Annotated in this window: 10 protein-coding genes; 2 read left to right on the forward strand and 8 right to left on the reverse strand. The window is 43.8% G+C overall.

The window, feature by feature from the left end; genetic code table 11:
• Positions 1-31: 31 nt before the first annotated feature.
• Together ACNOGP_RS01960 and ACNOGP_RS01965 are read left to right on the forward strand one after the other, a co-directional pair.
• A complete protein-coding gene (locus tag ACNOGP_RS01960; protein ID WP_143867514.1) occupies positions 32-949 on the forward strand; it encodes a DUF2156 domain-containing protein in 918 nt (305 codons plus the stop codon).
• Positions 950-961: 12 nt separating this feature from the next.
• A complete protein-coding gene (locus ACNOGP_RS01965) occupies positions 962-1984 on the forward strand; it encodes a GNAT family N-acetyltransferase (RefSeq protein WP_418213945.1) in 1023 nt (340 codons plus the stop codon).
• A gap of 1 nt (position 1985) precedes the next feature.
• Here the strand turns inward: ACNOGP_RS01965 and ACNOGP_RS01970 are convergent, their stop codons facing one another.
• From ACNOGP_RS01970 to ACNOGP_RS02005, 8 genes are all read right to left on the reverse strand, one after another.
• On the reverse strand, positions 1986-3119 hold the full coding sequence (locus ACNOGP_RS01970) for a glycoside hydrolase family 88 protein (RefSeq protein ID WP_052587983.1): 1134 nt from the start codon (positions 3117-3119) through the stop codon (positions 1986-1988).
• Between the two features lie 4 nt (positions 3120-3123).
• Positions 3124-4419, reverse strand: a complete 1296-nt coding sequence (locus ACNOGP_RS01975; RefSeq protein ID WP_418213946.1) for a BNR repeat-containing protein — start codon at positions 4417-4419, stop codon at positions 3124-3126.
• 9 nt (positions 4420-4428) lie between these two features.
• A complete protein-coding gene (locus ACNOGP_RS01980) occupies positions 4429-5454 on the reverse strand; it encodes a glycoside hydrolase family 43 protein (protein ID WP_418213947.1) in 1026 nt (341 codons plus the stop codon).
• A gap of 28 nt (positions 5455-5482) precedes the next feature.
• Entirely contained in the window at positions 5483-6739 is a 1257-nt protein-coding gene (locus tag ACNOGP_RS01985; protein WP_418213948.1) for a DUF2264 domain-containing protein, read from the reverse strand.
• Between the two features lie 296 nt (positions 6740-7035).
• Positions 7036-8982 (reverse strand): glycoside hydrolase family 97 protein, encoded by a 1947-nt coding sequence (locus ACNOGP_RS01990; protein ID WP_418213949.1) that lies wholly within the window; start codon positions 8980-8982, stop codon positions 7036-7038.
• 42 nt (positions 8983-9024) lie between these two features.
• A complete protein-coding gene (locus ACNOGP_RS01995; protein WP_418213950.1) occupies positions 9025-11484 on the reverse strand; it encodes an alpha-L-arabinofuranosidase C-terminal domain-containing protein in 2460 nt (819 codons plus the stop codon).
• 39 nt (positions 11485-11523) lie between these two features.
• Positions 11524-12495: a glycoside hydrolase family 43 protein gene (locus tag ACNOGP_RS02000; RefSeq protein WP_186966486.1), complete on the reverse strand. Its 972-nt coding sequence runs from the start codon at positions 12493-12495 to the stop codon at positions 11524-11526.
• Between the two features lie 10 nt (positions 12496-12505).
• A complete protein-coding gene (locus ACNOGP_RS02005; RefSeq protein WP_418213951.1) occupies positions 12506-14845 on the reverse strand; it encodes a beta-galactosidase in 2340 nt (779 codons plus the stop codon).
• Positions 14846-14982: the final 137 nt, after the last annotated feature.

The following is a 14982-nucleotide window of genomic DNA, read 5'->3' on the forward strand; positions in this document are numbered from 1 at the left end:
ATATAAAGAGTTAAACGCAAAATGCAACTTTATGATTCCATTTCAAGATATCACATTAGCAGACAAAGACACGATTACCTCATTCACAATGAAAAGTAATCGACGTAACTGCGACTTGTCGTTCTCTAATCTTTGCAGTTGGAGATTCTTATATAATACTCAATTCGCAGTAGTCGACAACTTTTTAGTTTTCAAATTCTGGGCCGGAGAACAATTGGCGTATATGATGCCGGTAGGAACAGGAGACCTGAAAGCAGCTCTAAAAGAATTGATCGAGGATGCAGGTAAGGAGAACCAGCCCTTCTGTATGCTGGGAGTATGCGCCAATATGCGTGCAGAGCTTGAGACTATCCTCCCGGAACAATTCACATTTACGGAAGACCGTGATTATGCGGATTATATTTATCTGCGGAGTGACCTGTCTACATTAAAAGGCAAGAAATTTCAGGCAAAGAGAAATCATATCAACCGGTTTCGTAACACGTATCCGGATTATGAATATGCTCCGATCACTCCGGACCGCATCCGGGAATGCTTGGACTTGGAGGCTGAGTGGTGTAAAGTGAATAATTGTGACCAGCAGGAAGGGACAGGCAATGAACGCCGCGCATTGGTTTACGCTCTTCACAACTTCGAAGCACTCGGTTTGACAGGAGGTATCCTGCGCGTGAACGGCAAGATCGTGGCATTTACTTTCGGTATGCCTATCAATCATGAAACCTTCGGAGTGCACGTGGAAAAAGCAGACACTACCATTGATGGCGCATACGCCATGATCAATTATGAATTTGCCAATCGAATCCCCGAACAGTATATTTATATCAACCGGGAAGAGGATTTAGGTATCGAAGGCTTACGAAAAGCCAAATTATCTTATCAGCCGGTCACCATCTTGGAGAAGTATATGGCTTGTCTTAAGAGTCATCCGATGGATATGGTTAAATGGTAATATTCGGCGAACATGACAGTTAAAGAACAAGTAAAAGCTTTATGGAGAATCTGCTTTCAAGATAGTGAAGAATTTATTGATCTGTATTTCAGACTCCGCTATAAGAACGAGGTAAATGCTGTTATCCAAAATGGCGACAAGGTAGTTTCGGCACTTCAGATGCTTCCTTATCCGATGACTTTCTGTGGAAAGACCGTACAAACTTCTTATATTTCAGGTGCTTGTACTCATCCTGATTTCCGAAGCAAAGGGGTCATGCGCGAGCTTTTATCCCAGTCTTTTGCACGAATGTTACGCAATGAGGTACACTTTAGCACATTGATACCGGCAGAGCCTTGGTTGTTCGACTATTATGCCCACATGGGATATGCTTCAGTATTCAAATACTCTACGAAAACAATAGCCTTACCTGAGGTTATTCCTTTTCCTTCTAAAGATATCAACATTGAAATCATCGTGGAATATCAAGATGAGGTATATTCCTATTTAAACAAGAAGTTGTCCGAACGCTCTTGTTGCATCCAACACACTTCGGAAGACTTTCAAGTTATCATGGAAGACCTCTCCGTCAGCAACGGAATGCTCTTTCTAGCCAGACAGGAATATGAAATAAGAGGGATAGCCTTTATCTATAGAAGAGAGGAGAGTATCATTATTAATGAACTTTTGGCTGAGAACAAAGATGTAGAGTATAGTCTACTGCACGCTATCAAGCAACATACAGAATGCAAGCGTATGGTTCAACTACTGCCTCCTGAAGATAAACAGCCTCAACATCCGCTAGGCATGGCACGTATCATCAATGCCAAAGAAGTGCTGCAAATCTATGCCGCAGCTTTTCCTGAAGATGAAATGCAGCTGGAATTATCGGACAAACAATTACCCGTAAATAACGGTTATTATTACTTACGCAAAGGAAAGTGTATGTATAGCACCGAGCGACTGCCCGGTGCACATATACAAATGAATATTAGTGAATTAACCAATAGAATATTTCAGCCGTTAAAGCCATATATGAGCTTAATGCTGAATTAAATTATTTATTCAAATAACGAACCCGTTCGCAGGCTGCCAATAGAAACGCACCTACTCCAAAATTCGAAGTTGAGTTTGCGTCTACCACCTGACCGGGTATCGCTTTCTCACCAATCGGTTGCACATAACCAATCTTGCCATCAGGCTGCAAAGCAACTGTTGAGAGATATTTCCATGCTTTTTCAACCACCGGCTGATATTCTGCAGCATCCAGAAAACCGTTATTAATTCCCCATTGTAAACCATAGGTAAAGAAAGCCGTTCCACTGGTTTCCGGTCCCGGTGCATGCAGCGGATCGAGCATACTGCGTGTCCAGTAACCTTCCGGCTGTTGACAAGCAGCAACCGACTTAGCCAGGGTACGGAAACGATCTATATATTCCGGACGATACTTATCTGTTTCAGGAAGTTCTTTCAAGACTTTTGCCAATCCGGCCAATACCCAGCCGTCTCCACGTGCCCAGAAATCCTTTTTGCCGTTCACACTCTTGTGTTTAGGATACACGTATTTTCCATCCCGGTAATAAAGTCCGGCCTCTTCATCATACATAATACTATCAGCATAGGCGAGGTATTCATGCAGTTTCTCCAAATAGAGCGGATTCTTAGTAATGTTATACATCTTTGTCATGACCGGCATGACCATATATAAGCCATCTGCCCACCACCAATAATCATGATTGGGGGTACTCATCTGATATTCCATCACTTCGCGGGCACGGGCTATTTTCTGTGTATCCGGTTCCAGATTATAGAGATCGGCATACGTCTGGAAACAAATCTGATAGTCACCGAAAAGCACATAATCATCACTTTCACCGTAACTGTACTTCCAGTTTTCCTTATGATCTGATTTTGCCCCTTTCCATTCATTATGTTCCGCCCAGGCTTTCGAATATTCCAAATACTCCGGCTGCTTAGTCAAAAAATAAGCTTCCATATTTCCGGTGTGATAGGCGGCATTATCCCAAAAAGAACGTCCGTGTTCCGGATGATTCGTCTGCCAATAATTATTCACTTTATGAATGGTGTTTATCACTTCTTCAGCAGAAGCATCCTTCTTATCCGTACAACTTGCACAGATTGCACCGCCTAGAAAGAGTGCAGAAAAAAGAGTTGCATATAGTTTCTTCATATCTTTATTTATTTGTATCCATATTCGTTTCCAATACATATATCATTTGAGGCTCAATTTCCGCTGTGCGTTCACCGTCTCCCTGACGGGTGTGTTGTACAAAGAGATGCAGTTTCCGCTGCTTTTTCCAAAGTTCCGTATCATGAGAGGGTTCCCAGGCATCCACCGAAAAATCCGTCAGATCCGTTATCGTCCACTTACTCGTACCCACATCAGTCGCATGTGCCATCGACACACGGCTTCCCCGTTCTTCGTCACGGAAAATATAAAAGACTTCTCCACCCTCTACCACAATACGCGGACGGGCAATAGGGATCATTTTCGTACCTCCACCTTTCAAGGTAAAAGGTGTCCGGCGATCGGTTATCTGCCGTTGATGCCACACCTTTCCGTCATTCCAGACGATGCGGTATTGAGGAACATCACTATCGGATTCCCGCCAATAAGTAGCTATATACGGATTTCCTCCCGTATCGGCACTCATACTCGTCTGATTTATCAACTCACAGTTTTGAGGTAAACGACAGGCATACTCCGCATTGGATAATTTGATTGGGAGTTCATATCGTTCTCCACTCGTCTTATACCAAGTTACCCCATTATCAAAAGAACGGGCATAACAAATATCATGGTTTGTTTCCACATGCCAGGTCTCGCGCCATACCCATGAAAGATGAATCGTCCCTTTCTCATCAACATATAACTGCCAATAGGCATTCCGTTTATTTTCCCCGTCGATCAGTATATCCTGCACACGAGTCCATTTGTGTTCTTTCAGCGAATAACGGTTCATTACTAGATTTCCACGACCCGAAGAACCAGAGCGGTAAACAAACAATAAATCTCCCCCGGATAAAGGATAGAACTCCGGATAGGTGACATTTCCTTCGTCAACTCCGGTCATGGGCATTTTATCCCCCAGTTCCAGAGAACCGGGAGCAATGCTCCGGCAGTAATTCAATGGATGTCCATGATGGTCAAAAGATACGTGTATATATCCTTCTCCATCTATCATCATACTAATTATATTATGAGCATCCTTCACATTTCCCTGATATTGGGTGCGATGTAATGTCCATTGTTCCGAATCCAGTTTCCGCTTTCCAAGTACCAGATAACCATCGTTATCGTAATAACTGATATATTGTTCATCACCGTGTGTAACCAGCGAATTATTCCGAAAGACCGTCGTATTGACCGAAGTACAGCTATACCCCTTTCCCACTTCAACCAGATGCTGGGAACAGGCAATAACGGGAACGAGCATTATTCCGCAAAGTAGTAGCAGTATCCGTTTCATATTTATTTTTTATTTGTCAAAGATAGAAAGGTTCCATTTTTCATGCCAAGGGATAGTTATTTTCCCATCTTTTACCAACACAGGCAGCCATACATAACGGGAATCTTCCAAATCCTTCTTCTTCCAACGGTCGAACATGGCAATATATGCATCCTTCTTTCCGACAACGGGCTGGACATAAGTACTCTGGGCATAAAACGTTTTATCTGCATCCGGTCCCGTACAAGGGTTTCCGATTGTCTTCCATGTTCCCATAATAGAATCGGCTACTGCGATCTCGGCTATATTAGGATCCCAGCCAGTACAACCGGAACTTAACATATAATATTTACCATTATATTTAAATACTGCCGGAGCCTCTCTCGATTCTTTTACGAAATTGCGTGTAAAACGTCCGCTCGGTTTCAGATAATCATCAGTCAGAAGGCTGATATACATCGTTTCATTATTTTCTGAAGAATAAAACTGATAAGCACGTCCATCATCATCCACAAAAACAGTCTGATCGCGGCTCATCGCATTGTTCGGACGAAAACTTCCCTGATAAACGAACGGACCGACAGGAGAATCGGAAACTGCCACTCCGGCACAAGCCTTACTGTAATCAGCACTTTCCACATGGGCCCACATTACAAATTTGCCCGTATTCTTATTATAAACCACTTTCGGACGTTCCAATACTTTGGAGGGATGCAGGTCATGATTCGGATCGTCTTTAACTGCCGGAAGTACAATACCCTCAAATTTCCAATTCAGCAAGTCTTTAGAAGAGTAACAACCTACTCCGACCACATCCGTACGATAACACTCCCACGTAGCCCAGTCAGGCAAGATGGTTTTCCCTTTCTTGTATTCACCATACCAATAGTAAGTGCCGTTATGATATAGAAGTCCACCACCATGGGCATTGATCGGATTCCCGTCCGTATCTTTCCAAACTTCTCCGGGGATAAAACTCGTATTCTTTTGAGCTTGTATTGATATTGGAAGGAAAGCTCCTATACCAACTACAATCAGTAATAATAATCTAATCATATACAAAATAATTATCGGTTAATTTCTTTTAATGAACGGCATGATCTTTCGGAAAGTCTTTTCCTTCCCAAGCTTTCTTACTTGTCCAATCCTCAGTAGGTGATGTCCAAAACGGGTGACTGGCGGGAAGCCCCAACGGAAGAAAAGCGAGTGACGCCATATATAAGCTGCCATTATTAGTATACCAATCTGATATATTCGGCTGTTTACCATTGAATCCTAAAGTAAGGAATCCTTTTTCATTAAAGTTACGGTCATCTCCGAACATCCGTTTAATAACCGCCGTCATAGCCGCACGTACTTGTCCGTTCGATAATTCTTCAGGAAGCCACTCTCTCCATGCCAGCAACGCCAGCGGTTGCAAAGTTCCCGTACGATAAGTGATAGAACGACCGAATACAGGGAGAGTCCCTTCCGGAGAAACAAACCGTTCCAGAATAATTCCGAAACGCTGCATTCGTTTGACTGCACGTTTATAATCACAGTCCGGCATATTCCACACTTTATTCTTGCCGGCATTTGTCATAATCTCCAACGGTTCTATATACATAGGATGGAGCACAAAACTATTGTAATAGTCGAAAGCAAAATCCTTACCATCCGAATACCAGCCATCACCGACATACCATTCCTCCACTTTACGCAGGGCCGAAGCAATGCGATAAGTATCACTAGCCGCACCAGCCTTACGCAAGAAAGATTCTACCGTAGCAGAAAAAAGCAACCAATTAGTATAAGGAGGATCTACTCGGCGAAGCTGTGTAAATTCAGTAATATAGCGCTGTTTTGTGATACTGTCCAAAGGGGTCCACAAGGCATCATATCCTCTTATGAAACTTTCTGCGATGTAAGCCGCATCCACCAACGTCTGTCCTTCTTTTCTCCACAACAGATAATCGGGACTTTCCGGATCAACAGCCTGCGCATAACTCTTTAAAGCCCATTCACGTAACTGTTTACGCTGAGCTCCCTCCACTGTATCATCATCCGGTAATGAAATCCAAGGTGCCAATCCTGCCATTAAACGCCCGAAGCACTCCATATAAGTGACTTTCTTATTCCGTCCATCCCATGTCGGACTTAACTCTACCAGCATATTCTGTTGTAGCTTTCCCTCACTCATATTACTAAGTACAGGGGCAGCCATACGATACAATACCCGTGTCCATAGTTCACGGTCAATCGGTTCTTTTACTTGTTTTTTCTTTTTCGCAGACAGATCCTGTGCAGGGATCAATAACATTGCTATCAACAACAGTAGTAAGTAATGTCTATTCAAATTCATGATATTATTTTAGTTTTTTTTCGTCTACAAAGGTACTCCATACTTAGATAAATAGAGTTCAATTTTACGTCAAAAAGGGATACAAAAAGACCATTATTCTTTTCCACTCCTTAATACCACGTGTCTCGGAAAAGAAGTCAACACCTATCTTATAGAATTTGCGAGGGTCTTTGCCAAAAGGCAAAGATAAACGATTTCCTCGCACAGACATCGGCATACATAAACATAGGTATTGATAAAACATGGAGATTAGAGACGATGAAAGGGAGATGAAAGACATTTTAAACACATATTATTTAGTTGTTCACCAATACAACACCTCCCTGTGGAAGGATTTCCAGTTGCACTTTTCCGCTTTCTTTTACTTTCAACGTCACAAGTTGAGGTTCTCCTTTTTTATCATCCTTATACAGAGAAACGGTTTTTCCGGCAAACATTTCTAAATCCAATTTCAACTTTACGATTTCTTTCCCGGCATTCACAGCCGCCAGATACCAAGTGTCACCGTGGCGACGTGCCAAGACTACATATTTTCCCGGATATCCGTCAATGAAACGTGTTTCATCCCACGTGGTAGGAACCGTTTTCATATAGTCCATACAAACAGGGGAAACATCTTTCAGGTTGTTGGGAGCAAGCGCAAAATTCTGTACCGGATTCTGGAATAATACGGTAGTGGCTAATTGAAAGATATCAGTAGTACGGCGGATAGTTCCTCCGTCATTGTTGCGGTTCAGCCGTTTGTTCAGAAAACAACCGCCGAATTCCATGCAACCTACCGTATTGCGGATAAACGGATGCAGGCAAGTATTGAAAGCTTCCTCATCACAAAAGTGCTGGTTGAAAACCATATTCTCGGATGCGAGCACAGCCTCGCTGCCTACATAGTTGGGGTACATACGTTCCCATCCGCGAGGGATGGTACAGCCGTGGAAGATTACCATCAGACCGTGATCGTCAGCATCACTCAAGATATCTTCATACAGACGCATCGTCTCTTGTTTGTCACCACCAAAGAAATCTACTTTGATTCCTTTCACTCCAAGACTCTGCAACCATTTCATTTCACGTTTGCGGATAATGGCATTGTCCATGTGATTCACCGGTCCCTGCTCAATATCATTCCAATAGCCGGAAGAGCTATACCACAAGAAGAGTTCCACTCCCTTGCTCCGTGCATATTCCACTAGAGATTTCATGCAGTCACGACCGATTCTTGTATCCCACCAATTGTCAATCAATACATATTCATAACCCATTGCGGAAGCAAAATCTATATAGCGGACCTGATCGTTGTAGTTGATACTGTCATCCTGCCAGAGAATCCAACTCCATGTGCCGCGTCCGAAACGATAATCATGCTTCGTTTCATAAAGAGGATGTACCACATCCCAAGTGACAGTCGTTTCCACAATCGGTTTCAAGGTCTCGCCAACAGTTATGGTACGCCAAGGAGTGGCACCGGGAAGGGCAAACGCCGGAGCAGAAGTTCCGTTACCGTTATTTTCTTCCGCCATCGGAAAAGCGATTGTATATAAATTACCTTCAGTCACGTCACTCAAATGTGAACCGCAATAACGGCTGTCTACCCCCGTCTCACTGATTAATGCCCAACCATCAGTTCCGATACGGAACAGGCAAGGGAATGTGTAGCCATGCCCGTATTGCGAACGCTCACTCATAGGCGCATCCGCTTTATATTCTTCCTCGTAACTGGGTTTTGTTCGTTTCCAACCTATCATGGCATCACTTTGCGGACATAAGAAGGTAGTAGTCTGCTGTGGAAAACGGAAACCGGTTTCTTCAGCAGTCACCATCACACTTCCTTTTCCATTCTGGCGAGGCAAACTATATCGAAACGCTACGTCATTGTTGCCAATACGGAAGGTTACATTCATTTTCTGCCCTTTGGGATTCTCAAAATTACAAATCAGCTCGTTCGCCCGATAGTGTATTTGTGATGTCTTGATACGGTTCTGACCATAAACGGTATCAATCGGAGTGACGGAATGTCCTGTCAGTTTCATCCCCTTTGTAAAGTCACCAATATTGGTGGCCATTCCCAGAGGAGATTTCTCCAGCATTGTCTTTCCATTATAAACAATAGAATAAACAGGCTTCGCCTCCGAAGAAGCAAATACCGCTAATTGTAATTTCCCGTCCGGTCCGTCCATCACTATATCTTGCGCCATCAGAGAAGTCAGGCAGAAACTTGCCAATACTGTTCCTATCAGTTTCTTCATAATCATTACTATGGTATTAGGGATATGTCAGTTTACTTTCCATTAATTCACCTTCTGTATCCGGATCACCGTAAAAGAATAGGCGGGCAGGTTGCAATCAAACTTCTCTGCAATTTGTATTCTGTCTTCAACAGGTAACGGAGTATCCGTCGGCTTACCGGTCAATACGGTTCTCTTCGCAGAAGGTTGTACCGCACCGATTCCGGAGAGATCCACATTTGTATTTACCTCCACCGGAAGCAGATTCACCAGTTTCACAATCACATCCCCGCTTGCCGAATCACGAACAATGGAAGAAGCAAAACGCTTCCTCACCTTATCGTCTTTATTGTCTAAAACAATTTTGGACGGCAAATATTCGTTTCCGGCATTCTGCCCGTAAAGCTTCTGAACATAATAACCGGTAGTAGGCTTCACTTCCCGATTATTGAAGTAAATCAAATCCGGATTCCATTGGGTATGTCTTTCTTTGGCAAGAAGAGGGGCATAGGAAGTCATGTGTACTACATCCCCATTCCGTTCCAAAGACGCCAGATAAAGAGCTTCCGTCAAAGCTGTTTCAATATTTGCTTTCCGTCCCGGTATGTGAGTGGCATATTCTCCGAGATATACTTTTGTTTTCTTGCTACGGTCATACTTGTCGTAGAAGTCCTGATTATGCAGGAACCATCCCGGAGACTGATAATAATGTTCGTCCACCATCGGAACACCTAGTTTGTCCGCCAGCTTCCATCCTTCCACATAATCCGTACCCTCATTGAACGGTCCTACCGTACCTACAACTATCATTTCCGGATATTTTTCTTTGATGGCATTGAATATCATCGTGAAGCGTTCTTTGAAGATATCGGTGATAAGGTCCTCGTTGCCGATGCCGATATATTTCAGATTGAAAGGTTTCGGATGGCCTGCTTCAGCGCGCACCTTTCCCCACTTTGTCTTCTTCGCATCACCGTTTGCCCATTCTATCAGATCAAGAATATCCTGAATGTAAGCTCCCATTTCGCTCATCGGAATGCCGCCTTGCTGCCCTCCTCCCAAGTTGCCGTGACAAGCAGAATTCTGGCAAGGGACACCGGCAGCCAATACCGGAAGCGGTTCCGCACCAATATCTTCGCAGAACTGGAAATACTCAAAGTATCCCAATCCCATACTCTGGTGATATCCCCAAAGGTTACGTTGCGCCTTTCTTGCTTCCAACGGACCTACCGTATTTTTCCACTGATAAATATTTTTCAAACCATCGCCATGAGCCACACAACCACCCGGGAAACGGATGAAACGGGGATGAATATCCGCTATCGTCTGAGCCAAATCCTTGCGGAGACCGTTCTTACGTCCTTTGAAGGTATTTTGTGGAAACAGGGAAACCATATCCAGATTCAGTTCTCCTGCCGATTGAGGGATAATCTCAAGGTGCGTATCCGCAGTCACTTTTGCAGTAATCACCGCTTTATATGTCTTCCATTGGCGGGAAGACACAGACAGAGAAGTTTCTCCACATACCTTCCCTTCTCCATCTACCAAACGAATCTTCAATTTATTGGATTTACCTTGCGGCACACGGGCGAACATGGAAAAATCATACTTTTCACCAATATTCAACGCAATACCGTCAAATCCGGCATTGACTAAAGCCGCACCCGGTTGCTCCACATTCAACACAGCATAATGCGGATTATTGGGATGGATAGGATCTGCTGTATCAATAGTAAAGCCCGCTTTTTCTCCTTTCAGCGCCCACGAGTGAGTACTGTTCCAGTTCTTATCTCCTTCCCTGTCTGAAGGATCATATTCAAAATCACGATTCTGAATCAGTTCCGCATAAAGACCGCCATCTGCCGAATAATTAATATCCTCAAAGAAAGCCCCCAACAATAGTTCACTGATCTCTTTTGCACGTTCCGGTTGCACAGTGACCGTTGCCTGCACGGGTTTCAAGCCGGCAAAACGTTCACCATCCTGCACCGGACGTTCTCCATATAATGAATTCCGATATTGATTCCAGTCATAGTGCTTGCTCAGTCCATCTACCAATTCCCAAGCTACCCGGTTGATACTTCCTTTCTGCTCTTCTCCCGCAACCACCGCTTTTACTCTCATTCCTTCAAAATCCGGAGTGGTACGGGGATATTTCTGGCTGGTCCAGTAAATCAAGTCTTTAGAGGTAGCTTGTCCATATCCGTCACGGTCATTCAGTTTCCATGTACAAATCCATTCGCCTTCGGACGATTGTTTCAAACAAGGGTCAAGCATTTTCTTCTGCGATCCCCAACGGCTATAATCACAACGGAGATAGCCGTAATTACGACCGACCTCAAACCAATTCTCTTGATCCATACTCCACGCAAAACGTAGTCCGCTACGTCCGTCATCACCGGAAGTGGCAAAGGAAAAGAAATAAACAGAATCGGGGGTACTCGCCACTTCTCTGATTGCAGCCAAAGTGACTTGCTGAAACGTCACAAACAGAACAGCTAAAAACAGGAATAATTTTCTCATGGTATATACATTTCATTAAGATTATCAACCTACCGAAGCTTAAAGACCTTCCGGCTTACCATACGCTTTGAACAAGCGTTTCAGTTCTTTTCCGGTAATGGGTATCACAGTACCGTGACGCGGATGAAAGTCCATACTCACAGCATGGTCTATTACTTTAAAGTTTTCGAGGTCGGTACTTTCCGTAAACTGGTATTTACCTTTCATATATACATCGTACATAAGGATATATTTGTCCGTCCCTATCAAAGGGAAAATGCCCGAACCTTCTACGGCTTCTTTGGTCTGTTGCTTATAATCATCCGATTCCTTCCACTGTCCGGAGGTCAAAGAAGGAGTGGTCGCCTTTTTGATTCCATTTCCATTGCCTTCCGTTTTATAGAACAGATGGTAAAGTCCGTTTTTATAAATAATATCCCCGTCGATACATGACTTTCCGTTTGCCGGTAGAAACAGAGGTTTCGGTTCACCTTCTATATCCGTAAAATCCTTGTTGGCATACGCATAATAAATGATATCCGCACCGTTGCCATGTTTCATTGACCAATATATCATATATTTCCCGGCTTCTTTATCATAAACCGTCTGCGGTGCCCATACCCGTTTCAGATTTTCTTGATTGGGATACTTCTTTTGAATGTTTACAACATTAGAAGTCCAGTGAACCAAGTCCTTCGATTTCAACAACACCATGGCGCGGTTAGAATCCCATCCGTTTCCACATACCATATCGGTAACGACCATATAGAAAGTCTTTCCATCTTCAGAACGGAGGATGTGAGGATCACGTACTCCACCTGTTGAACTAATCGTACGGGAATCAAGTACCGGTTGATTCCCGTTCAAGGCTTTATAATTGTATCCGTCAAGGCTGACAGCCATCCGGACGGCTTCTTCACTCATGCGATTGCCTGTAAAATAAACAAACAGATAAGCGGATTGCTGGCAGTAGCCGGTCAGCACTCCTATGAAAAGGAGTGCCAAGAGGGTGATATATTTCTTCATATTCATTTGATATTCTCTAATAGTTGAAATCCACAGGTCTTACATATATACGATATTCACGAATCATACCCGGATAATTCTTTTCGGCACGGGGCAGATAGCGGAAACCGGTTACCGTTTCCACTTTACTCAAGTCGATCACTAAATGGTGAGGATAGGCAACATTGTCTACTGTCATCCAGAAAGTCGACTCCTGCAGGTCGAATATCTTGTCAGCCGTACGGTTACCGCTACGTGTTTCCTCACTGTCGGCATAACGGATCTTCCAGTGCTCGCGGGACACAGGTTTACCGTCGGCTCCCAATACATCAAACTCCGCCACCGCTGCGATATTATCATTCGCTTGCGGAGAAAGTGCTTCCAGACAGAAATAGCGTCCTTTCACCGGAGTATCAAATCGTACTTCCTGCCAGCCGTTACCAGGAGTGAAAGCTCCTTCGTATACTGCTTTCTCACCTGTAAGTTTTAGCTTCTCGCCATCCTTGCGGTGTGTTTCGGGTGCTTTTTCACGAAGCACATCGAGAATTGGCTTCTTCAAACCCTTGATAGAAGCTTTGGCAGGCCCTTTCAAATCAAGAACGAGAATCTCATTTTCTCCTTTTTTCAGCCAGCAACCCGGCATAAAGAGTGTTTGTTGCGGACCGATTTCCCAAAAACGTCCCATCACATGACCGTTCACCCAAACCATACCTTTACCCCATGTACTCATATCCAGGAAAGTATCTCCTACTTTGTCCAGTTTAAAAGTACCTTTATAATAGGCTGGCATAGTCGGCAACTGTTTGGTTTCATTATATTTCTTATCTTTAATAAAGGAATAATTTACCGGGAAGTTATACACTGTCCAGTTTTTCAATTCCGTTGTCTGATTTCCTGAAATAAGTTCCACCTTTTCTGTGATTCCTTTACGGTCGTGAATGGATTTGTCAAAGTTGACACGTCCCATCGCTTCTATGAGAATATCCAGTTGCGTACCTTTCTTTAATACAGGCAGCGTCGTTGTGAACTCTCCCTTACGACGATCCAGACGCGCCAACAGCTTGCCATCGGCATATACCTGCGCCCAATCATGTACCTCTGTAATCTTGAGGACCGTACCGGCAGCAACAGCCTCCGGCAAGGTCGTACGATACAGAATCGTTCCCCACCCCTGATTAAACTGTTCCATCGGCTGGATATCCGTTGAATGTTTCGCTTCCGGCAAATTAGAGAAGAGCGGAGCCACTTTCGTAAAATGGAACTCAGGAATCTCTATTACGGGCAGAGCGGCAGGAACTTCCGGCAATGCAGCACCTGCAGGAAGATAGTTCTTCAACAAATCACGAAGCAAGAAATACTTCTCGGTAGTCCATCCCGCCTCACTGATAGGAGCATCATAATCGTATGAGCTGCACATGGCGGAATAAGCCGGGTTATTCGCACCTCCCCAATGTCCGAATGTCGTTCCTCCGTGAGTCATATACAGACTGAAAGAGATGTTCCGGTCGAGCATATCCTTAATGCCCTGCACCATATCTTTCGCAGGACGTGTCTCATGTTTCCGTCCCCAATGGTCGAACCATCCGCTCCAGAATTCACTACACATCAACGGAGTTTCGGGGCGAAGCTCTTTCAATTTCTTAAATTGCTGGTCGATATTGGCTCCCGTACCGAAATTCACAGTCCAGATCAAATCGTCGAGTGCATTATTTGTGAAGTTACTGCTCCAGTCACATTGAAACAAAGGCACATCGGTAAAGCCAGACTCACGCACTAAATCACGGACGGCAGATACGTATGGTTTGTTGATTCCATAAGAACCGTATTCATTCTCTACCTGAACCATTATGATATTTCCACCTTTATTTACCTGCAACGGAGCCAGTTGCTTGCCCACTTCTTTCATAAAGATACCGACCCGTTCCATATAATAAGGATCGAGTGTACGCAAAGCTATATCCTTCTTCTTCAGCAACCACCAGGGAAGTCCTCCCATCTCCCATTCCGCACAGACATACGGGCCGGGACGGACAATGACATACATACCATGTTTCTGTGCCGCACGACAGAAAGCAGCAATGTCATTCTGTCCGGTAAAGTCGAATTTACCTTCTTCCTGTTCATGGATATTCCAGAAAATATAAATACAAATCGTATTCATTCCCAACGCTTTGCACATCTCTATGCGGTGTTCCCAATAAGCTTGCGGGATACGCGTATAATGCAATTCGGCAGCCTTCACTACGAATGGTTTTCCGTCCAGCAGAAAAGTGTTCTTGCCTGCCTCAAACTTACGGGCAGTGGTTTGTGCCTGTGCACTACTAACGAAAAAAGTAACTGTAAAAAGTACCAGTAAAGCAATTAATCTGTTTTTCATGGTTTATTCAAAAATAGAATTTTAATAGTATACGGCAAAGGTAGGCGATTCACCTAAAAGAAAAAGCATAATTATCATTCAAAAAGGGGTGGAAATAAAGCAAAACACATAAAACAGATGTTTCCTGCCCTGTTTCC

The organism is Bacteroides difficilis (genome assembly GCF_048319815.1).
GTDB classification, from domain to species: domain Bacteria; phylum Bacteroidota; class Bacteroidia; order Bacteroidales; family Bacteroidaceae; genus Bacteroides; species Bacteroides zhangwenhongii.

What these genes read in the sequence shown, in the direction of transcription:
- ACNOGP_RS01960 (WP_143867514.1), top strand. Translation starts at nt 32, where the DNA reads ATGATTCCATTTCAAGATATCACATTAGCAGACAAAGACACGATTACC.
- ACNOGP_RS01965 (WP_418213945.1), top strand. Translation starts at nt 962, where the DNA reads ATGACAGTTAAAGAACAAGTAAAAGCTTTATGGAGAATCTGCTTTCAA.
- ACNOGP_RS01985 (WP_418213948.1), bottom strand. Translation starts at nt 6,739, where the DNA reads ATGAATTTGAATAGACATTACTTACTACTGTTGTTGATAGCAATGTTA.
- ACNOGP_RS02000 (WP_186966486.1), bottom strand. Translation starts at nt 12,495, where the DNA reads ATGAATATGAAGAAATATATCACCCTCTTGGCACTCCTTTTCATAGGA.
- ACNOGP_RS01970 (WP_052587983.1), bottom strand. Translation starts at nt 3,119, where the DNA reads ATGAAGAAACTATATGCAACTCTTTTTTCTGCACTCTTTCTAGGCGGT.
- ACNOGP_RS01990 (WP_418213949.1), bottom strand. Translation starts at nt 8,982, where the DNA reads ATGAAGAAACTGATAGGAACAGTATTGGCAAGTTTCTGCCTGACTTCT.
- ACNOGP_RS01995 (WP_418213950.1), bottom strand. Translation starts at nt 11,484, where the DNA reads ATGAGAAAATTATTCCTGTTTTTAGCTGTTCTGTTTGTGACGTTTCAG.
- ACNOGP_RS02005 (WP_418213951.1), bottom strand. Translation starts at nt 14,845, where the DNA reads ATGAAAAACAGATTAATTGCTTTACTGGTACTTTTTACAGTTACTTTT.
- ACNOGP_RS01975 (WP_418213946.1), bottom strand. Translation starts at nt 4,419, where the DNA reads ATGAAACGGATACTGCTACTACTTTGCGGAATAATGCTCGTTCCCGTT.
- ACNOGP_RS01980 (WP_418213947.1), bottom strand. Translation starts at nt 5,454, where the DNA reads ATGATTAGATTATTATTACTGATTGTAGTTGGTATAGGAGCTTTCCTT.